Source organism: Nitrospirota bacterium (genome assembly GCA_016178585.1).
In the GTDB taxonomy this organism is placed as follows: Bacteria; Nitrospirota; Nitrospiria; order JACQBW01; family JACQBW01; genus JACOTA01.
Map to the genome: position 1 here is coordinate 37,288 of JACOTA010000064.1, position 19,727 is coordinate 57,014.

The window sequence follows — 19,727 nt, forward strand, 5'->3', positions numbered from 1 at the left end:
CATTTAAACAGCCGAGGGAAATCCCATGCTTCCGCTATCGATTCTGATGACAAAAGAAGTAAAAAAAGTCGATTCAAAAACCACGATTTACGAAGCCGCCCAGCTTATGAAAAATTATAAAATTGGCTCCTTATTGGTTGAACAGGGGCATGAGTGTATCGGAATCGTCAGCGAAACTGATTTAGTGCGAAAAGGTTTAGCGGAATCGGTCGAACCGTATAAAACCCGCGTAGATTCCATTATGAGTTCACCTGTCATATCAATCGATATCAAAAAATCCGCCAAGGACGCAAATGATATGATGAGCGAACGAGGAATTCGACATTTGGCCGTCACCGAACATGGAAAGATAATCGGAATGCTTTCAGTCAGGGATTTACTGATCTATTTCAAAAACGCTTTCTAAACCCTACTTTCATTTTAAATAGTAAAGCACCTGGCTCTGCCAGTGACGGACTTGGGAATGGTCGTAGTTAGACCGAGCAAAACGCGGGGTTCGGGGGCATCGGAGGAGTTCACGAAGTGAACCCGCACGGGTCCCTGAATAGAGGCATTTGAAAACAGAACGCTGGTGGATGGGAGTAACAGGCTATCAATGGCTGGTCTTAACTGTCGCCTGGTTGGGCTGGGTCTTTGATTCGATGGACTCTACCCTCTACGCCATGGTCCTCCATCCGGCGCTTCACGAATTGCTGGGTGTCGGGGCTTCGACGCAAGGAATCGAATGGTATGGAGGAATTATCTTTTCGGTTTTCCTGATGGGGTGGGCCCTGGGCGGGATTTTATTTGGCACCCTGGCTGATTACATCGGCCGGACCAAAACCATGATCCTGACGATTCTCATTTATTCTGTTTTTACTGGAATGGCCGCCCTATCGCACTCCTGGTGGCAGTTAATGATTTACCGTTTTTTAACGGCCCTGGGAATCGGAGGCGAATGGGCCGCCGGGGCCTCGCTTGTGGCAGAAATCTGGCCCCAGGATAAAAGGGCTAAAGCTGCGGGAATTTTACAATCAGCCTGGGCGGTTGGTTTTTTCCTCGCCGCGCTGGCCAATCTCTTTTTCGGAGCCTCCGGGTGGAGGATTTTGTTCCTCATCGGAATTCTACCGGCCCTGGTTACCCTCTTAATCCGTTTCTTCGTTAAGGAACCGGAAGCATGGGTAAAGATTAAAGTACACCGCGACAAACTTTTAAAAAAAAATCCCTCCATTCACCCTTCGGAGAAAGACCGGGAACTTTTAACTTTTAGCCTCAAAAGGTTATTTAACCGAGATTTGAGAAGACAGACGGTGATTGGATCAATCCTGGCGTTTGTGGCCGTCTTTGGCCTTTGGGGAGCCACAAACTGGACCCCGACACTGATTCGCCAACTGTTGGCCCCAAAAAACCTCGATTCGGAAATGGTAAACCGGTATGTTAGCTTTGCCGTGATGAGCCTGAACGGCGGGGCATTGGCCGGGTATTTGGCCTTCGGTCCAATTGCAGATCGCATCGGCCGCCGCCTTACGTTTTTTCTCATGTGCCTGGGCAGTTTTATTATGCTCCCCGTCACATTTTTGACTCCGCGAGATTACACCGTGATGTTATGGCTTCTTCCCGTGTTAGGTTTTTTTAACAATGGAATTTTTAGCGGCTTTCCAATTTATCTTCCGGAGCTTTATCCCACTTCAGTTCGGGCCACGGGGGTCGGATTCTGTTTCAATATTGGAAGGACTCTGGCCTCAGCGGGGCCCTTTGTAAAAGGTTATTTAGGAACTCTTTTTGAACCAGGGAAAGCCGTCAGTTTAATCGGAATCGTCTATCTTTTAGGAATGGTCATTCTTCCGTTTGCGCCGGAGACGAAAGGGAAGCCTCTTCCCGAAAAATAAGGCCTTCCTTACAGTAATTCAGGGGCAACCAGGGACATTCCCCGCAAATTTCATTTAGCATTTCAGGCCTGACCGTTGCTGAAATTTTTTTCAAGATTGTTTCCCAGGACAGAATATCCCCGCTTTTCAAACCTAAACGCCGCATCACTTCTTTATCCTGCTCAACCATAGTGACTTCCGTTCCGTCTCCGTGAAGCCTGCAACTATTTTCAGCGGAAAGATTAGGACAAGAATGACAAAAAGTATCCGGAGACGTCATGACTTGAACAAGAATGTGTGGATCCTGGGTCAAACGTCGATGAATCGCAGACATATGGGCGGTAAACATCGGATCATATCCTTCTCCGCGAAAACCCTGCAGGCAGAGAAGGGTATGCCCGCGAATGGGGACAGGATCCATTTTAAACCGGGATTGAAACGCAACCTTCATGACAGCACTTTACCTTCCTTCCCGGGAAAGAATTTTCCGCTTAAATTCCTCCAGTTCTTTTCCTTTCAACGGATTCTCACGACCGGCCAGAATTTCCCGAACCGCAGCGGTTTCAGTTCTGGAAAGACGAGTTCCGTGGAGAATATGCTCTTCAAAAGCTTCATAGGCCATCGGTGCAACGGCTTTGGCCATCATGGCCATCACCTCGCCATAAACGCGAATCTCTTTTTGGGCGTGATCATCCATGCGCAAACGTAAGAAATGAAACAAATTATGGAGGTCAATCTGCCAATACCATTGGGTGAAAAGGCTCAAAGGAAGATTAATCCGGGCAAGTTCCCTGGCAACATCATCCTTAATCATGGCTTCGTAATTGGCGTAAACCGAAATTTGGTCCTTTTTAAGAATTTCAATGACTTTGGCCTGTAATTCCGGAGAGACTTCCTCGCCTCGTCCCTGTTTATTATTTTGACTCTGATACCGGATGTCTTCTGGAGCCGGAAGATAAAATTCGTCCGGCATCACGCTGTACCGCCCGGAAATTTCATTTAGACGCGCGGTACGGTGACGAATCCATTGGCGAGCGACAAAAATCGGCATCTTGGCATGAAAGGTCAGACTGACCTGCTCAAACGGCGAAGTGTGAAGGTTTTTCATCAGATAGTTAATCAAGCCTTTATCTTCGCGAACAGTTTTAGTTCCGCTGCCATAAGAAACGCGGGCCGACTGGACAATCCGTTCATCACCGCCCATGTAATCAACCAGCCGGACAAATCCTTTGTTAAGAACGGTAAACTCCTTGTCTAAAATCGCCTCTGCGGCAGGGACAATACTATGCGCCATAAAGTTAAGCCTTTTGTGAAAAGAATCAGGTGTTGACAGGATTTTATACCATATTCATTTTGAGATCACAACCCGGGTGATAAAACGTTTCGCTATTGACAGACAGAATACATCTTATGTTATGGTTAAACGATCTATGTTAAAAGCGGTCATTTTTGATTTTAACGGTATCATCGCCGATGATGAGCCTATTCATTTCGAGCTTTTCGCAAAAGTCATGGCGGAGGAACGAGTCCTCATTTCCAGAGACGAATACAATCATTTTTACCTCCACTTAAATGATCACGACGCCTTTGAAACAGGACTTCGAAGGCACAATAAAACCTTTACGCCGGACAGCCTCTCGAAACTGATTCATCGGAAAACCATTTATTATAATGAGGTCATCTCAACCCGTGAAGTGTTATTCCCGGATGCGCCTGATTTTATCAGAAAAACAGCCGGCCTTTTTCCTTTAGCCATTGCTTCAGGCGCCTTAAACGCTGAAATCGAGTTTATCCTTAAACGTGCCGGCCTTGAGGAGTTTTTCCCGGTGATCATCGCCGCTGAAAGAACCTTTCACGGGAAACCTCATCCGGAATGTTATTTAAATGCCTTGCGGGGCCTGAATGCCTTTTATCAAAAAAATTCCCCTATAAAACCTTCTGAAGTTCTGGTGATTGAAGATTCAATCGGTGGAATTGAAGGAGCCCACCGGGCAGGAATGGTCTGTCTTGCCGTGACGAATAGTTATCAAAAAAATGAGTTAATCGAAGCCGATATGATTGTCGATTCACTCAGTGAAATCGATTTCAAGAAAATACGCCCTTACTTTGAAAAGTAATTTTTATTATTCTTTCTTTTTTCTCCGCCCTGAAGAAAAAGAAGCCCTCTTCAGTTTTTATTCTTTTTGCAGACAGATTGACGATGAAATTGATTTACCCTCCTCTCCCGCTGATCCTTCAGCCGAAACGATCGCTGGAAAAATAAAAAAAATTCAAACCTGGCGGGCCGAATTGAAAAAATGCTTTGATGGGAAACCCTCTCACCCGTTAACAGCGAAACTCCAACCTTTTTTCAAACTCTATCATTTAACGCCTCTTTATTTTGATGAAATTCTCAAGGGAATGGAAATGGATATTCATCCCTTTTCCGTCGGTACTTTTGAAGAGCTTAAACTTTACTGTTACCGGGTAGCCTCTGCCGTTGGACTCGTTTGTATGGAAATTTTCCAGGACAGGTCTGTTGATGCAAGGGAGTGCGCCGTGAATCTGGGAATCGCTTTCCAGATGACAAACATTCTCAGGGATATTTTTGGAGACCTTGAAAAAGGACGATTATACCTGCCGAAAGAAGACCTGGACCGGTTTTCTTATTCTGAAAATGACCTTAAAGACCATTTAAAAACAGACGCCTATGTTAAGTTAATCCAGTTTGAAATCGACCGGACGAAAATTTATTATCAAAAGGCCGAAATGAATTTACAGGGATGTGAAAATGTGGGTAAAAATATGATTGAGGTCATGACGAAGACTTATTATCGACTTCTTTTAGAAATTGAAAAAAACATTTTAAGACTTGACCAAAAAACCATAGCGCTGTCAACACTTAATAAACTTTTGATTGCGGGCGGGGTTTGGGTCAAAAGTCGATTCCTCTAATTCTGGTTTAAGAAGTTGATCAATTGCCGCAAACGGCCGTAATTTCTTCGGTTGAATTGGAAGGAAATTCTTTCGAGGTGGTTCAGTTCAGGATAAGGGGTTTCCTCTTCCGGCAACGCCTTGGCCTGTTCAAATTTTCCAGCGACCAAAATTTCTTTAAACGCCATGTTTAAATGATTTAAAAGTCTCTCATCCACACCATGTTTTAAACGAATGATCAGTTTTTCACGCACAAACTGCATGGAATGATAATTCGCATAAAAGTGAGTGATTTCCTCCACCGCCGCTTCAACGGTGGTTACAATTTTAAACAGATCGAGGTCATCACGTGAAATAAGACCTCTTTTTAATAAACAGGCGTCGATAAACTCCTTCCATTTCGTCCAATAAGGTCTTTCCGGATTTTCGACAAAAACCACGGGCAAGGGGTCACATTTCCCGGTTTGCAATAGCGTCAATGTTTCGAACCCTTCATCGTGGGTTCCAAATCCTCCTGGAAAAAGAACCACACCGTTGGTTTCTTTGATAAAAATCAATTTTCGGGTAAAAAAGTATTTGAACGTGACCAATTTAGGGTCTTTTTCAATAAACAGGTTTGCGGATTGTTCGAAAGGAAGCATGATGTTTACGCCAAAGCCTTTTTCGGCGCCAGCCCCCCCCTGCGCCGCCTTCATAATTCCCTCCCCGGCGCCCGTAATAACCATAAATTCGTTTTTAGCCAGCGACTCCCCGATTTTAAAAGCCATATGATAATCGGGATCATCCTCACCCGTTCGAGCGGAACCAAAAATACTGACCTTTTTAATTTTCCGATAGGGAGCAAAAATCTTGAAAGCATACCTTAATTCCTTAAGGGTCGTGCTGAGGATTTTCATATCCAGACGGTCGGCATTCATTTCGACAAGTTTAGTCAAGGTCGTCAATATCTGCTGGACCATGTCGGCGTTTTCAAATTCTTTGGAAACTTTCGATAAATTTAATGCCAGCTCTTCCAGGTTTTTATTATTTTGGAATTTGCTGGTTTTGAATCCGGAATTTTTAGAATTTTTCCTGTTTTCTTTATTCGCTGCATTCATGGGTTGCGTTTCCAAGAAAAAACCTCAAGATTAAATCGTTCACTTTTTCAATTCAATTAAAGTATGACCGAGAAAGTTAGAATCGTCAATTTCGGGTAAGCCGAAGGCGGAAAAGAAGGACTTTGTTAATTCCCGGCAATGGTCATTTTTGAAATTTTTAGAGTCGGCGCGACAATCGATCCGTTAAATTCGAGATCCTTTCCAACCATTTCAATATTCAAAAACATTTCTTTTAAGTTCCCGGCAATGGTAATCTCTTCAACGGGATAAGCGAGTTCCCCATTCTCAATCCAGTACCCTGCCGCGCCTCGCGAAAAATCCCCGGTGATCATATTCACCCCAAAACCAATCATTTCGGTTAAATAAAGCCCTGATTTTACGGACCCTATAATTTCTTCGGGTGTGTCATTTCCTTCTTTCATAAAGAAATTGCCGGGGCCGACAGAGGGCGCATCGCCGATCGATCGGGAGGCATTTCCGGTTGATTTCATTTTTAACTTTTTTGCGGAATAGGTATCTAAAAGATAATTCCTTAAAATCCCGTTTTCGACGACGAATTTCCGGCGAACCGGCAATCCTTCCCCATCAAACGGCTTGGACCCTAAACCTTCGGGAAGCGTCCCGTCATCGATCACGGTGACCAGGGAAGAAGCCACCCGGGCATTTAATTTCTCAACCAGGAAAGAAGCTCCGCGATAGAGGGCGCTCCCGGAAACGGCTGAAAACAGATTTCCTAAAAGGCTCCCGGCCATTTCGGGATCAAAAACCACCGGGACCGCACAGGTCTTTATTTTCCGGGCCCCCAGCCTTCGCACCGTCCGTTGGGCCGCCTTAATCCCGACTTCAGAAGGCCTGGCTAACCGGCTGAATTTTCGATGGGTAGAATACCAGGAGTCCCGCTGCATGTCACCTTGTAGCCCGGCAATCGGAGAAACGGAAATCGAAGAACCTGCCGCCGGAAAATCACCGTTAAACCCATGGCTATTCATATACCAGATATGACTCCGGTAATGGCTGAGGTCTGCGCCTTCAGAATTGGTGATTTTGGGATCAAACGACAAAGCGGCCTGTTCCATCTCTTTGGCCATTTCAATTTTTTGATCAACGGACATTTTTTCGGCGCTGACGTCGTCCAGATTAAGGTCAGGATAATTCCTGGCCAATTCTTCAGGCTGGGGGAGCCCCGAAAAAGCGTCTTCCTCCGTAGCCTGAGCCATTTCACAGGTGTTATTTAACAAAGTTTCGAGCGATTGACGGCTCAGATCAGACGTCGCCGAAATAGAAGTCCGCTTTCCAAAAAAAAGTCGTAATCCCAATTTCTTTCCATTGGCTTGACTGATCTTGTCGAGCTTTCCCATTCGGACCTGAACCGAAAAGGAATGACTCTCGACAATGATCACATCCCCTTCTGTCGCACCTTTTTTTTTGGCTTTAGCTAAAAGATTTCTGCCGATTTCCGGATCGATCATACTGCAGACCCTCCTACGGTCATCCCTTCAATTTTAATGGTTGGAAGCCCTACCCCGACCGGGACCGACTGTCCATCTTTCCCGCAGGTCCCTACGCCGGGATCCAGCTGTAGATCGTCTCCCACCATGGACACACGGGTCAAAACATCAGGCCCATTTCCAATTAACGTCGCCCCTTTAACCGGCCTCGTCACTTTTCCATCTTCAATTAAATAAGCCTCGCTGGCCGAAAAAACGAATTTCCCGTTTGTAATGTCCACCTGACCGCCCCCGAAAGATACCGCATACAACCCTCTCTTAACGCTCGAAATAATATCTTCTTTTTTATCTTTGCCCGGCAACATATAGGTATTCGTCATTCTCGGCATCGGGATATGCGCATAACTTTCTCGCCTGCCGTTCCCGGTGGGGGCCATATTCATCAACCGGGCATTTAGCTTGTCCTGGAGATATCCTTTTAAAATGCCATTTTCGATCAGGACGGTTTTCCGGGTTTCCGTTCCCTCATCGTCTATATTGAGCGACCCTCTTCTCCCTTTGATTGTTCCATCATCGACAATGGTGCATAACGAAGAAGCGACTTTTTGACCGATTCTGTCCGAAAAAGCAGACGTTTTTTTCCGGTTAAAATCCCCTTCCAGGCCATGACCGATCGCCTCATGGAGGAGAATCCCCGGCCATCCGGGGCCTAAAACAACGTCCATTATGCCCGCGGGTGCGGAAACCGCTGAAAGGTTGAGGACTGCCTGGCGTGCCGCCTCTTTGGCATAAAACTCAAAGAGATGATGATCAAGAAAAAACGAAAATTCGTTCCGGCCGCCGCCTCCATAAGTTCCGATTTGACGTTCGCCGCCATCTTCCGCGATGCAGGTAATATTTAAACGGGATAAAGGCTGAACATCCCCTACCGCTATCCCATCGGAAGTGACCACATAAATTATCTTATGTTCACTTGAAAACGAAAGCATGACTTTTTTAATTCTCGGATCATAGGCCCGGGCAATTCGATCCATTTTTTGCAAAATCTCAACCTTATCTTTAAACGGAACCTCGCTGATCGGCGTATGAACCGGATAAAGATCTTTTTTAACAGGCTCTTTTCCCGCAATCCCGGTTCTTTTAATCAAAGCCGGCGAAGAGGTAATATATTTTGCCGTATCGGCGGCGATTTCAATATTCTTAAGGGAAATCTCGTCAGAATACGCAAATCCGGTTTTTTCCTCGGCAGTCGCCCGAACCCCGACCCCCTGACTGATGTTTTTATTGGCTTTCTTAATAATCCCCTCTTCAAGTGAAATGGAATCGTTCGTCCGGTATTCAAAATAAAGGTCCATATAATCGACCTTATTCCCAAGCGCACGACTCATCGTCTTTTCAAGTTGAGAGGATTCTAAACCAAACTTTTCAACAAAAAAATGGTCTGGACTCATAAATTCGTTTGCCATATTTTCCCCAAGATTAATTTCAATGAAATAGGTTTAATTAAAATTTAATCGTAACGGCTAGAGGGTTCAACGTCAAGAAAATAAGATTTATCACGAAAAACAGGGAAATTCTTTAATTTTTATTGACAATTTTTCACTTTCTTGTTTTACTAACAAAAACAAGGAGTAACATGATGAATTCCCAAACGGATGACCCCATTCAAACGGCATTAGCGAAGTTTTTACCTGAAATCCCGGAAGGAAACCTTAAAAAAGAAATCATCCCTTTGTCAATGGCGCTTCACAGGGTTTTGGCCAAAGATATTAAAGCTCCTATGGACTCGCCTCCCTATTCCAGATCCATTATGGAAGGCTATGTCGTCAATATTCAAGACACAGAATCGGCGGCTACCAATAACCCCATCGGAATCGTCCCCAAAGGGGAAATCCCGCTCGGTTTTTCAAAAATAAAGGCCATCCCGGTTGGAACGGGTCTTTCCGTCACGACGGGAAGCTATATTCCTCCAGGAGATTATGCGGTTATTCGTCCTTTTGACTATGAACCAAGAAATAACAAATTTTATATTAAACGGGCCTTCAAACCAGCTGAGAATATTGAAACCCAGGGATGCGACCTGAGAAAAGGGAGCTTTCTTCTAAAAAAGGGTAAACTCCTGAACCCGGCCGATATCGGTCTTTTGGCTTCAATGGGGATTCTCAAGGCGCAGGTCTCCTGCAAGCCAAAAGTCTCAATCTTTTCCTCCGGCAACGAGGTGATTTCCCCGACTAAGAAATTCAGCCCGGGTTTTATCTGGGACTCCAATTCCTACGCCCTTTCCGCGGCGGTTGAAGAAGCCGGCGGCATCCCTCTTTTTAAGGGGATTGTTAAAGATGACTTTAACTCTTTTAAAAAAGAGCTTCAAAAAGCGTTAAAAACCAGCGACATGATTTTAATTTCCGGCGGCACTGCTGTCGGGGGTAGAGATTTTGTCGCTGAGATAATTAATGCCCTGGGAAAACCTGGAACACTCGTAAACGGCGTTCCGATGCGGTCCGGGAAACCGATGGTGAACGGAGTCGTCGGTAAAACCCCAATAGTTTGCGTTGCCGGACATCCTCCAGAAGCGATGAGAGGCTTTCTTTTCTTTGGAAAAGCGGCTATTTACCGCTTACTCGGAAGAAATCCGGAATAGAAATGTCATCATCTTTTCAAAGACCTTTTCAATTAAAGGGTTTTCAAGAGTCGTCATCACATGGGGAACCTGATCCCCTTTTTCATAAGTAACGATTTCCTTAATTTTTGATTGAACCCTCTGCTCAATCGTGAAACCGCTTTTTGGGTCTACTCTAACATCCATTTTAGACTGCATCACCAAAATGGGCTGACTGATTTTGTAAAGGTTAGCCTCAACATCTCTTCCCAACTTAATCATCTCCTGCAACGCATGAAAAGAATGCTTTGGATAATAGAAATCCTCAAGCTCAGGGCGCAACGGACGGAACTGGTATTTCCTGAAATATTTGAAAATAGAAATGAAGAGTTTGAGGGAAGTTTTAAGGTAAAGGGGAGCTGAAAGTGAAATAACCGCGTCGCATTTTTTACCTTCAGCGAGATAAAGGGCGGTAAGCCCGCCCAACGACAGACCGCAAACCACGATTTTATCGGCGAAATGCTGAATCAGGTTGATTCCTTCCAGTCCGGATTGAATCCAATCTTGAAACACCTTCTGGTCGAGATCCTCCAGGGTGGTCCCATGGCCTGCTAATCGGACACCATACACGTTGAACCCCTTCTCATAGGCTCGCCTGCCGATTTCAACCACTTCCCAGGGTGAGGCGGTTAAGCCATGAATCAGTAAAAGGCCGATGGAAGTTCTATGAGGATAGGAAAAAAGAAAGGGAGCTCTCCTGGAATCCGCTCCCTGCATTTGGAGATATTGATGGAGTGTTTTTTGAAAAAGGGCTTTCCCCTCTTCTATTCCTGAATCAGAAGACGTTTTACCACCTCCCCTTTTTCAATATGTTTATCAATAATTTCAATAACATCGATTTCATTTTGAATCGAGTACCACACCCCCTCGGGGTAAATGACCACCACGGGGCCTCGCGCACACATGTCAAGGCACCCCGCTTTGTTTGCCCGGACTGTTTTCTTTAATCCACGGTTGTGAATCTCTTTTTTGAAAATTTCCTGAAGTTCCTTTGCCCTTTTTGCGGCACAGGATCCTTTGGGGTCGTCGACCGGTCTTTCGTTAGTACAGCTAAAAATATGATATTGGTACTTCGGCATGTTTTTTTGGGATAGACCTGAATTTATAAAATATTAACAGATGCCCCGTTAAAGTTGCAATCGTTAACCTAAATATGATAATTTATTTTTCATTCAAATAAGACTTTCACAAGTGAAGGGTTTTCAAAATGAGTGAAGAAAATCAAGGATTTACGGTCTCAGATAAAAGAATTAAATTAGACGAGCCTGTCGCAGAACCCCCAAAAGAAAAGGCGCCTTCTCAACCGCAAGAAAATAAAAATACTTCTCAGCCGAAAACAGAAGGGGTCGCCCTCAACTTTTCCGGTTTTCTCCTTTCACTGGGAACTTCCGCCCTTGTCCATTTAGGGGAAAACGCTCTCCCTGACCAGGGGAAAGCAGAACTGAATCTCCCTCATGCGAAAGAAATCATCGACCTCTTATCCCTTTTAGAGGAAAAAACAAAAGGAAATCTGACCAAAGAAGAAAATAGTCTCCTGTCAAATCTTCTTTATACACTCCGGATGAAGTTTATTGAACTAAAAAACAGGTAGAGTTGTGTCTGGAGTCATGATTGCGGAAAAGAATCATTTTTATTTTCTCTTTAATTATACTTTCTCTTCTAATCATCAATCTTCTTTTTCGAGGCGGGTTATTTTCCGAGCCTTTAAAAAGATTTGTGGTTAAAAAAATAGAACAAGAACTCCATGCGTCAGTAGCGGTCGACAAGGTCCGTCTAACTCTATTTCCCGCCTTTCTGATCCTGGATGATTTCGAATTGGAAGAGTCGAAGGATGCTCCCCGGGTATTAAAATCGAAACAAATTATCCTTTCTTTTAGTCCATGGTCCCTTCTCACCGAATTTCTTCTCATTAATAAAATCCATTTCCAGGATCCGGAAATCCATCTGATCTGGAATCATGAAGGAAAAACGAATTTCGATTTTCTTAAAACGGCGTTTGTCCGTTCCAGAGCGCCAAACCAGAAATCCCCTGTCATTATTCAGAAAATCACTCTTATCAATGGATCTCTTGATATTGATCAAGATCTGAAAAATAATCATGTTTCCATGAAACATATCGAGTTTAAAACCGACACAGACCCAACCATGACCTTTTTTCAGATTTCCGGATCAGCTAAAAAAATCTCGTATCAGTCGGGCAGAAAAGATGTCGAGACTTTCGCCAGTGCGGATTGGAGATTATCCATAACCCCGCAGCATTTAGAAATCAAAAGATTCGCTGTCTCGGCCAAAGAAACAGCCGTCACCCTAAAGGGAATCGTCAGTTTTCCGCCTAACCAAAAAACATACCCATTTAAAGTCGATTCCGATTTCCATTTCGGCACAAGAGCTTTGCTTGCCGGTTTTGATACTTTAACCGGCCATGGATTGATTGAAGGAAACTACGACGGGGAAAAACAGATTAAGGGCAGCCTGATCCTGTCTCATCTCGCTTTTGAAAAAGATAAAGGGGTCCACAAGTTTGGGGAACTTAAGAGCCGCTTTTCTTTTGAGCCCGGGTTGATTTTTTTCGACGATTTTAATTCAAAGTTCTTTGGGGGGAAAATTGACGGAAAAATCAAGTTCCGGTTTAATGACTCCTCCAGCCTTTTGGAAACCGACTATCGTTTGCATAATGTCTCTTTATCCCAGCCAGTCTTATTGTTTTTTCCCCGCTACAAAATTTATTCAGACGGAAAAACGCTTGACGCCTCGGGAACCTTGAAATTAATCAATATGGATATGCACCAGCTCAGTGGTTCCGGACACTTTCGTCTGACGGGAACGCCCCAAAGGGTTTTAAACTCCAAAACCCCGTTATGGGAAAGCGCAATGAACGCCCTCGTCCTCGCAGAGACTGATTATGAGTTGCGCTCTTCTGCCTTTTTTTTTAGCCATTCCTCTTTGCAAATCGGCTCCTCTTTGATTAACGGAAACGGCGCCGTACAGCAGGGGGGAACATTTTCAACTTTTCTAAACTTAAGATCGGAAAACGGCGGAGAAGTCATTTCCTGGTTGGGGTATCCTCAGTGGTCGGGCGCGGTTGACTTTACCGGAGAAGCCCGGGGAACATTCACCTCTCCCGTATTCGAAGGCAAAGGAACCGCTTCCAATGTGTTTTTTGACAATCATTCATTGGGAACAGGGTCGGCTCATTTAAAATATTCCGATCACCGGCTCGAGTTTACCCAGGTAAAAATAAATAAAGGCAAAGGAGAATATTCCGGAGAAGGCAACATTCACTGGAAGTCCCTGGATGAATTTAATTATCAAATCAATGCCTTCGCCTCGCCCGGAATTCCTGACGACATCATTCGTATTTTTATTGACAACATTCCTCTCTATACTCAAGCCACGGGACCGGTCGTCATCAGCGGAGACCATCAAACATTCAGCGTAAAAGGAAATTTGGACGTGGCGAACGGATTCATTTACGATCAAGGTTTTGATCAAGGGCACGTTGAAATTGAAATTACCGGGTCCGGCGTTTCCTTCAACAAAACATCGTTAGTTCATGGAAACTCCTCCGTCACCGGAAAGGGAAAAATATTCTTCAACGGAGAATACGAAGGGGAATTAAAATCTGAAAATTTTCGTTTCACGGATTTAACCGTTTTAAATCAAACTCTTCCTGAAGTTCAAGGCTCCTTCAACGGAAACATCCACGGCAGTGGAACATTTGAACATCCGGACCTGATACTGGCGGGCGCCCTGGCGGATTTATCTTATAAAAATCAAAAAATAAAACCAGGATTAATCGCCCTCACCCTGGCGGATAAAGAACTTAAAACACATCTCACATTTAATGAATATCCCATGATCGTCGACGGGTCTATCGGCATCACGACTCCTTTTGTTTCAAAACTTGAAATTCAGGGAGAAAAAATCCCTTTGGGTTCCTGGTTCAACGCCTTTAACGCCGAATCCAATTTTCAGGCCCAATCTTTTACGGGCTCCGTTTCAGGAAAAATCGGGATTGAGGGGCCCTTGAACGATCCCAAAAGTTTAAACCTTTCAGCCCATTTGACCCAATTAAAAGCCGATTTATCGGGTTATGAGATTATCAATCAGGAAGAGATCGTTTTTACCCTTTCCGATGGAAAACTCAACATAGATTCATGCCGATTAAAAGGCGAGGGAACGACCCTGTCCATTGCCGGCGGATTAGATCTCTTCAGGCAATATCGGCTTTTTATAACGGGGGAAGCCGATCTGTCGTTATTAAAAGCGCTAAGGAAGGAGATTACTTACGGAAAAGGAAAGGCCTATCTGGCCCTTAATATTTATGATCGTTGGAATGATCCAAAACTACAGGGTGGTCTAACCATTCAGGATGGTCAAATTCGAACCACGGCCGTTTCTCAGGCTATCCGTATTTCTTCAATGGCCCTTTTCTTTAATGAACGTCAGGTTTTTCTTGAATCATTGGATGCCGGGTTTGGAGAAGGAGCGCTTCACGGGACCGGAAAAATTGATCTCGATCGCTTTAAAGTCGCACATTTCGGATTGATATTGGAGGCCAAAGAGAGTCGTTTTTCGCTTTTTCCGGGTTGGACATCCACTGTTTCAGGAAGTCTCTTTTACCAGGGAGACCTTTCCACTCAGGCTCTTCAAGGAGAATTGACGCTGAATCACGGGGTCTATAACAAAAAAATTGACGTTAGATCGTTATTGACTAAATTGTCCGAACTGGAAGAAAAAACAGAGCCGACGCCTTTAATAGGAAAAACACGATTAAACGTCCGGCTTACCGGGGATGACGATTTAAGAATCAATAATAACCTTGCCCGGCTTCCTTTCACGGTGGATTTAACCGTAAAGGGAACTGTAGACCATCCCGTATTAATTGGAAGAATGGAGGCTGACTCCGGTTCGATTCTCTTTTATAATCGAACTTTTAGCGTCAATTCCATCGCGGTCGATTTTATCGATCCCGAAGCCATCAAACCCCTCATTGATTTAAAAGCCCGGACCCAGGTTACCGGGAAAGACAACAAATCTTATCAAATTGATTTAAGTTTTGCCGGGGGTTTGGATAAGATTAAGCCAACGCTTACCGCAGACGACCCGGGTCTCACGGAAACGGATATCCTGTCTCTCATTCTTGCGGGTCGAACGGCGACAGAGGTTGCAACGGATCCTTTTTCTCAGCAGCAAATCGGCGGCCAGTTCGTCCCTTTAGTGATCGAATCTCCCCTGGAAGGGTTATTGGAGGATCTCACGGGAGTCAACAGGTTATTTATTGAACCCTTGCCTTCCGGAATACGGTCAACCGGCGGGCCTCGAGTCACCGTAGAACAACGTTTATTGGGAGAAAAGCTTCTATTGACCTATTCGTATACCATTAACCCCTCACAGGATCAAATTATCAAGATGGAATATTTAATTAACCGCCATATTTTTTTACAGGGAATTAGAAACGAAGAAGGAAACGCCGGAGGCAATTTAAAGTTTCGTTTTGAATTTAAATAATAATCGGACCTATGAACCTGCTCCCTTTTAAACGCCCATGCCTGATTTTTTTCGTGATCCTCCTTCTTTTTTACCCTCTGGTGGAAGCTATCGGTTTTGAAACGGATTCGTCGGTTCCGATCGTAACAAGCATTTCCATTCAAAACCCCCAGGGAGAATCCTATAAACGCCTGATCAAAGATTTACCCATTTCCGTTGGAAGCCGTTTTTCAACAAAAGTCGTTAAAAAAAGCATGGAGCGGCTTTACGAAACGGGCCTTTTTTCTAACGTCATCGTCGCCACCGATAAGGGTTCAAGCGGGATTTCGATAAAACTAATCGTATTGGATAAGTTGAGAATTGGAGGTTTCGTTTGGAAAGGAAACGAATATTTTTTCCGCGAAAGGTTGGAAGAGGTTTCCAGGTTAAAGGTTGAGGATGAGCTCGTTCAGGGATGGGAGAAAGACCTTGAACAGACGTTAATCCGGTTTTATCATCGTGAAGGTTTTTTCAACGCAAAAATCGACGTTGGGTCTCGCCCCATGGGGAAGCCCAGCCGGCTTCAGGTCGAGATTAAGATCCAGGAAGGGATTCAAAGTACCATTGGAAATATCTATTTTTCCGGGAATCCCGGCTTCGATCAAGAACGGTTGCTGGAAGTTTTGAGGATTCATCCCGGTTTTTATTACTCAAGAGAGACGATTCAAAATGATATCGAAAATTTAAAACCCTTTTATTACAGGGCAAGGTATTTAAAAGTGAAAATCAGAGACTTTGCCGTTCACACGCAGGGCGACGATAGAGTCGCCATTGAAATACCTGTTGAAGCAGGTCCCCGAATATTCACGTTTATTTCCTTCAAAGGTCCCCGCCACTATCTGAAGACGACGCTGGTCCGGCAACTCCTGATCGACGAAGAAAAAAGCATCGACGATGCGACAATAGAAGAAAGTAAAAAACGGCTTTCGGAATTCTATCAAAATGAAGGGTACCCTTTTGTTGAAATAACGGTTGAACGCCGGGAAGAAAATAACGGGAAAATCGTCAACGTTTATTTCCATATTGCGGAAGGCCCGGCAGTCCTTTTGACCCGCCTGGTTTTCAAAGGAAACGCCTCAATATCAGACGACATTTTGAAAAATGTCATTGGCCATCAAAAAACAGGATTTTGGATTCCCCGCTATCTCCAGCTTCCCGCGCTTCAAAATGACCTGGAATCTCTGCTCAAGGTTTACCGGTCACATGGTTTTCTGTCAGCCAAGATTAATAAATCCCTTCATTATTCCCCCGACCAGGCCACTGTTGCTCTCGAATTTGAAATCTCGGAAGGGGTCCAGACCCTCGTTCAATCCGTGACCCTGGAGGAAATCTCACAAACCTTTCTTCCGGATATTTTAAAAAAAATTCAGATCCGAGAAAATAGTCCTTATAACGAGGCCGTGATTCTCGAAGATAAGATCGCTATTGCTTCTTACTACCATAAGCTTGGTTATCCGGACGTCAACATCGAGGCAACAGCCGCCTTCAGCAAAACCACGGACCGCGTAGATGTCAAATATAAGGTTGATGAAGGAAATCAAATAAAGATCGGAAAAATCCTGGCAACAGGAAACGAAAGAACCCGGACGGGCGTCATTTTGAGAGAGTTGTATTTCCATTCAGGGGACCTTTACCAGGAAGAACTTCTTTTGAAAAGTCAAAGAAAGATCTCCCAGCTCGGTTATTTCCAATTTGTGAACATCCGCCCAAAAGACGCAGAGGAAGACCAGGTCGTTCGCGATGTTGAAGTCAATGTAAAGGAACGAGACGCCGGCGCATTTGAGTTTGGAGCGGGTTACGCCGATGTCGAACGATTTAAGGGTTTTGCTGAAATTTCACATAAAAATATCGGAGGAACCGGCCGAAGGGCAAGTCTGGGAGCAGAGGTAAGCCAGATTGGGGATAAAGAGACCGCCAATTATACCGAACCGTGGATATTTGATTTTCCCCTGGATGCCAGGGCCTCAATTTATCACGAATCGATACAAAAACTACCCGCGAGTTACACCCAAACCACCGTCGGAGGCTCTGTGGGGGTCGAGAAATCGTTTTGGGATTATTATAAATTTTCTCTCCAGTACCAAAACGACATTTTTCATTTTATCAATGTTCCTATAAATGCCGTGTTAACACAGGAAGACAAGGACCGCGTAAATATTGCAAGTCTAAATCCATCACTATTCAGAGACACACGGGATGATTTTTTAAACCCTAAAACGGGATCTTTTAACGCGATCTGGTTCCGCTGGGCAGCGAATTTTTTGGCTTCCGAAATACAGGAAGTTAAGCTCACCCTCCAGTCAAGCTGGTATTTTCCCCTGACACCTAACCTGATTATGGGGATTTCTTCACGCGGCGGAGTCGCGTATAACTTTGGGGAAACTCCAGATGTCCCAATCAGTGAACGTTTCAAATTGGGAGGACGATCAACAGTAAGAGGGTACGCGGAAGATACCCTGGGCACCCTCGGACAAACGATTAACCCTTCGATGATTAACCCGTTGGTCTTCACTCCGACGGGAGGAAACTCCATGTTGGTTTTCAACTGGGAATTCCGGTTCAACCTTCCAAAAAACCTGGGGCTTGTCTTCTTTTTTGATTCCGGAAATGTCTGGCGATATCATAATTCCATTTGGTCCTCACCGCTGAAGTCTTCGGTCGGACCAGGTTTGCGGTATAATACTCCTATAGGCCCTATTCGGTTTGACGTCGGATATAAATTAAACCGGGAGGAATGGGAAAGCGCTTCAGAATTTCATTTTACTCTGGGCCACGCTTTTTGATTATAAGGACCCCAATGAGAAAAATATTTTTTTTCGGTTTGTCAGGAATGGTTATTCTGTTTTTGGTTTATTTCACGACCGGGAAAACCTTTCAAAGCTCGCAGATTCAGACCGGAGCCGTTCGGAGAATTCAGGATTCAAATCCAGCCGTGGTTAAGCTGAATCAGGCCGGGTTGCGCTATTTTGAATCCAAACAATTTGAAATGGCGAGAGACCAGTTCAAGTCGGCGCTTGAACTATCGCCAAACGACCCTACGCTCTTGAATAACCTGGCGTTTTCCCAAATGGAAATCGGAAAAATTCAGGGACAAAAACTTCAATTAAAGGAAGCCATTGCCTCTTTTGAATCGGCCATTCAAATTAATCCGAATATTTCTACGTTTCATGTCGGCGCCGGGTGGGCCTATGACAAAGCGGAACAGGAGGAAAAGGCCCTCCAGGAACTGGAGGAAGCCATTCGCCTAAATCCAAAAGAAATATTGGCCTATCAATTGCTGGGAGATATTTACTACAAAAATGACAACCCTGATAAGGCCATAGAGGCCCTGGAAAAAGCCCTTGCCCTTCAGCCTGATGAGAAATCACTTCAACAGCGATTGGCGAAAATTAAACAGGACCGAAATACCGAGTCTAAATTTGAAAAATCCGCTTCTTTTCACTTTACAATAAAATTTGAAGGAGAAGAAAACAAAGAGATCGCTCAAAAGGTTTCAGAAATTTTGGAAGCGGCCTACCGTGACATTGGATCCATCTTTTATCAAAAATCTTTTCGTCCGGTGATCGTTATTCTCTATTCCGATAAATTGTTTCGGGAAACGGTTCACAGTCCCTCATGGGCGGGAGGGATATACGACGGAAAAATCCGGATTCCGGTCCAGGGGTCCGCCAAAGACCCTGAAGGACTTAGAAGAATCTTATACCATGAGTACACCCACGCGGTCCTTTTCCAACTTACGCCGTCCCCTATTCCGACCTGGTTAAATGAGGGATTGGCAATGTATTTTGAAGGAAACCATTCTATGAATAACGCCCTTCAAATCGTAGATTCCGCGAGGCGGGAGGGAAGGTTGATCCCTCTGCGCCGCCTGCAGGGAACTTTTATGGATATGGACGCAAACACCTCTGAGCTGGCCTACCAGGAAAGCAGAATTGCCGTTCAAAACTTAATCGATCATTACAGTATCAAGCGCATTCGCGACGTTTTAGAAAGGTATAGAGGACTTGACCAATTCGCTTCGGTTTTTGAAGAGGGCTTTCTGATCTCCTATGATGACTATGAAAAGTCCTTTATGGCCGGTAAATAGTGATCAACATGGGCCTGCGACATAGAAGTAGGGAAATTCAGCTAGGCTGTGCGTTGTTCCCAGAACTCCTCTATTTGGTTGGAGAGATAGCCGCACCGGAGGGCGATGATTGCATTGGCGCCCCGCACGGTCCACTCCATACCAGATTGT

At 44.6% G+C, this 19,727-nt stretch carries 16 protein-coding genes; 9 read left to right on the plus strand and 7 right to left on the minus strand.

Annotated elements, in window-relative coordinates; all coding sequences use genetic code 11:
- Nucleotides 1-25 precede the first annotated feature (25 nt).
- The gene (locus HYR79_10210; GenBank protein ID MBI1822068.1) at nucleotides 26-406 is read left to right on the plus strand and encodes a CBS domain-containing protein; all 381 of its coding nucleotides are present in this window, start codon (nucleotides 26-28) and stop codon (nucleotides 404-406) included.
- A gap of 169 nt (nucleotides 407-575) precedes the next feature.
- Nucleotides 576-1,868 (plus strand): MFS transporter, encoded by a 1,293-nt coding sequence (locus HYR79_10215; GenBank protein ID MBI1822069.1) that lies wholly within the window; start codon nucleotides 576-578, stop codon nucleotides 1,866-1,868.
- On the opposite strand, the gene HYR79_10220 is transcribed toward HYR79_10215, so the two are convergent.
- Both HYR79_10220 and HYR79_10225 read right to left on the minus strand, forming a co-directional pair.
- Nucleotides 1,816-2,298, minus strand: a complete 483-nt coding sequence (locus HYR79_10220) for a DUF1284 domain-containing protein (protein MBI1822070.1) — start codon at nucleotides 2,296-2,298, stop codon at nucleotides 1,816-1,818. The genes HYR79_10215 and HYR79_10220 overlap by 53 nt on opposite strands.
- A gap of 9 nt (nucleotides 2,299-2,307) precedes the next feature.
- The gene (locus HYR79_10225; GenBank protein MBI1822071.1) at nucleotides 2,308-3,141 is read right to left on the minus strand and encodes an FAD-dependent thymidylate synthase; all 834 of its coding nucleotides are present in this window, start codon (nucleotides 3,139-3,141) and stop codon (nucleotides 2,308-2,310) included.
- 121 nt (nucleotides 3,142-3,262) lie between these two features.
- Between HYR79_10225 and HYR79_10230 the strand changes: the two genes are divergently transcribed.
- Together HYR79_10230 and HYR79_10235 are read left to right on the plus strand one after the other, a co-directional pair.
- Nucleotides 3,263-3,964, plus strand: a complete 702-nt coding sequence (locus HYR79_10230; GenBank protein MBI1822072.1) for an HAD family phosphatase — start codon at nucleotides 3,263-3,265, stop codon at nucleotides 3,962-3,964.
- The gene (locus HYR79_10235) at nucleotides 3,954-4,781 is read left to right on the plus strand and encodes a squalene/phytoene synthase family protein (protein MBI1822073.1); all 828 of its coding nucleotides are present in this window, start codon (nucleotides 3,954-3,956) and stop codon (nucleotides 4,779-4,781) included. The genes HYR79_10230 and HYR79_10235 overlap by 11 nt, the downstream gene beginning before the upstream one ends.
- On the opposite strand, the gene HYR79_10240 is transcribed toward HYR79_10235, so the two are convergent.
- The 3 genes from HYR79_10240 to tldD form a co-directional block, all read right to left on the minus strand.
- Nucleotides 4,778-5,857: a TIGR00730 family Rossman fold protein gene (locus HYR79_10240; protein ID MBI1822074.1), complete on the minus strand. Its 1,080-nt coding sequence runs from the start codon at nucleotides 5,855-5,857 to the stop codon at nucleotides 4,778-4,780. The two genes, HYR79_10235 and HYR79_10240, sit on opposite strands and share 4 nt — an antisense overlap.
- A gap of 125 nt (nucleotides 5,858-5,982) precedes the next feature.
- On the minus strand, nucleotides 5,983-7,326 hold the full coding sequence (locus HYR79_10245; GenBank protein MBI1822075.1) for a TldD/PmbA family protein: 1,344 nt from the start codon (nucleotides 7,324-7,326) through the stop codon (nucleotides 5,983-5,985).
- Nucleotides 7,323-8,771, minus strand: coding sequence for a metalloprotease TldD (gene tldD, locus HYR79_10250; protein ID MBI1822076.1), 1,449 nt, complete (start codon nucleotides 8,769-8,771; stop codon nucleotides 7,323-7,325). Before tldD ends, HYR79_10245 begins: the two co-directional genes overlap by 4 nt.
- A gap of 170 nt (nucleotides 8,772-8,941) precedes the next feature.
- On the opposite strand from tldD, the gene HYR79_10255 reads away from it, so the two are divergent.
- Entirely contained in the window at nucleotides 8,942-9,943 is a 1,002-nt protein-coding gene (locus tag HYR79_10255; GenBank protein ID MBI1822077.1) for a molybdopterin molybdotransferase MoeA, read from the plus strand.
- Here HYR79_10255 and HYR79_10260 read toward each other — a convergent pair.
- Together HYR79_10260 and HYR79_10265 are read right to left on the minus strand one after the other, a co-directional pair.
- Nucleotides 9,920-10,678, minus strand: coding sequence for an alpha/beta fold hydrolase (locus tag HYR79_10260; protein MBI1822078.1), 759 nt, complete (start codon nucleotides 10,676-10,678; stop codon nucleotides 9,920-9,922). The two genes, HYR79_10255 and HYR79_10260, sit on opposite strands and share 24 nt — an antisense overlap.
- A gap of 47 nt (nucleotides 10,679-10,725) precedes the next feature.
- Nucleotides 10,726-11,040: a (2Fe-2S) ferredoxin domain-containing protein gene (locus HYR79_10265; GenBank protein ID MBI1822079.1), complete on the minus strand. Its 315-nt coding sequence runs from the start codon at nucleotides 11,038-11,040 to the stop codon at nucleotides 10,726-10,728.
- Nucleotides 11,041-11,168: 128 nt separating this feature from the next.
- Here HYR79_10265 and HYR79_10270 point away from each other — a divergent pair, with 128 nt between their 5' ends.
- From HYR79_10270 to HYR79_10285, 4 genes are read left to right on the plus strand one after another with little or no spacing between them, the layout of a single operon-like run.
- The gene (locus HYR79_10270; GenBank protein MBI1822080.1) at nucleotides 11,169-11,552 is read left to right on the plus strand and encodes a DUF1844 domain-containing protein; all 384 of its coding nucleotides are present in this window, start codon (nucleotides 11,169-11,171) and stop codon (nucleotides 11,550-11,552) included.
- A gap of 20 nt (nucleotides 11,553-11,572) precedes the next feature.
- Nucleotides 11,573-15,472, plus strand: coding sequence for a translocation/assembly module TamB domain-containing protein (locus HYR79_10275; protein ID MBI1822081.1), 3,900 nt, complete (start codon nucleotides 11,573-11,575; stop codon nucleotides 15,470-15,472).
- An 11-nt stretch (nucleotides 15,473-15,483) separates the two neighbouring features.
- Nucleotides 15,484-18,273 carry an outer membrane protein assembly factor BamA gene (gene bamA / locus HYR79_10280; GenBank protein MBI1822082.1) on the plus strand — a complete coding sequence of 930 codons (2,790 nt, stop codon included), beginning with the start codon at nucleotides 15,484-15,486 and terminating at the stop codon, nucleotides 18,271-18,273.
- A gap of 14 nt (nucleotides 18,274-18,287) precedes the next feature.
- Nucleotides 18,288-19,577 carry a tetratricopeptide repeat protein gene (locus tag HYR79_10285; GenBank protein MBI1822083.1) on the plus strand — a complete coding sequence of 430 codons (1,290 nt, stop codon included), beginning with the start codon at nucleotides 18,288-18,290 and terminating at the stop codon, nucleotides 19,575-19,577.
- The last annotated feature ends 150 nt before the right edge of the window (nucleotides 19,578-19,727 follow it).

What these genes read in the sequence shown, in the direction of transcription:
- HYR79_10210 (MBI1822068.1), top strand. Translation starts at nt 26, where the DNA reads ATGCTTCCGCTATCGATTCTGATGACAAAAGAAGTAAAAAAAGTCGAT.
- HYR79_10215 (MBI1822069.1), top strand. Translation starts at nt 576, where the DNA reads ATGGGAGTAACAGGCTATCAATGGCTGGTCTTAACTGTCGCCTGGTTG.
- HYR79_10220 (MBI1822070.1), bottom strand. Translation starts at nt 2,298, where the DNA reads ATGAAGGTTGCGTTTCAATCCCGGTTTAAAATGGATCCTGTCCCCATT.
- HYR79_10225 (MBI1822071.1), bottom strand. Translation starts at nt 3,141, where the DNA reads ATGGCGCATAGTATTGTCCCTGCCGCAGAGGCGATTTTAGACAAGGAG.
- HYR79_10230 (MBI1822072.1), top strand. Translation starts at nt 3,263, where the DNA reads ATGGTTAAACGATCTATGTTAAAAGCGGTCATTTTTGATTTTAACGGT.
- HYR79_10240 (MBI1822074.1), bottom strand. Translation starts at nt 5,857, where the DNA reads ATGAATGCAGCGAATAAAGAAAACAGGAAAAATTCTAAAAATTCCGGA.
- HYR79_10245 (MBI1822075.1), bottom strand. Translation starts at nt 7,326, where the DNA reads ATGATCGATCCGGAAATCGGCAGAAATCTTTTAGCTAAAGCCAAAAAA.
- tldD (MBI1822076.1), bottom strand. Translation starts at nt 8,771, where the DNA reads ATGGCAAACGAATTTATGAGTCCAGACCATTTTTTTGTTGAAAAGTTT.
- HYR79_10255 (MBI1822077.1), top strand. Translation starts at nt 8,942, where the DNA reads ATGATGAATTCCCAAACGGATGACCCCATTCAAACGGCATTAGCGAAG.
- HYR79_10260 (MBI1822078.1), bottom strand. Translation starts at nt 10,678, where the DNA reads ATGCAGGGAGCGGATTCCAGGAGAGCTCCCTTTCTTTTTTCCTATCCT.
- HYR79_10265 (MBI1822079.1), bottom strand. Translation starts at nt 11,040, where the DNA reads ATGCCGAAGTACCAATATCATATTTTTAGCTGTACTAACGAAAGACCG.
- HYR79_10270 (MBI1822080.1), top strand. Translation starts at nt 11,169, where the DNA reads ATGAGTGAAGAAAATCAAGGATTTACGGTCTCAGATAAAAGAATTAAA.
- bamA (MBI1822082.1), top strand. Translation starts at nt 15,484, where the DNA reads ATGAACCTGCTCCCTTTTAAACGCCCATGCCTGATTTTTTTCGTGATC.
- HYR79_10285 (MBI1822083.1), top strand. Translation starts at nt 18,288, where the DNA reads ATGAGAAAAATATTTTTTTTCGGTTTGTCAGGAATGGTTATTCTGTTT.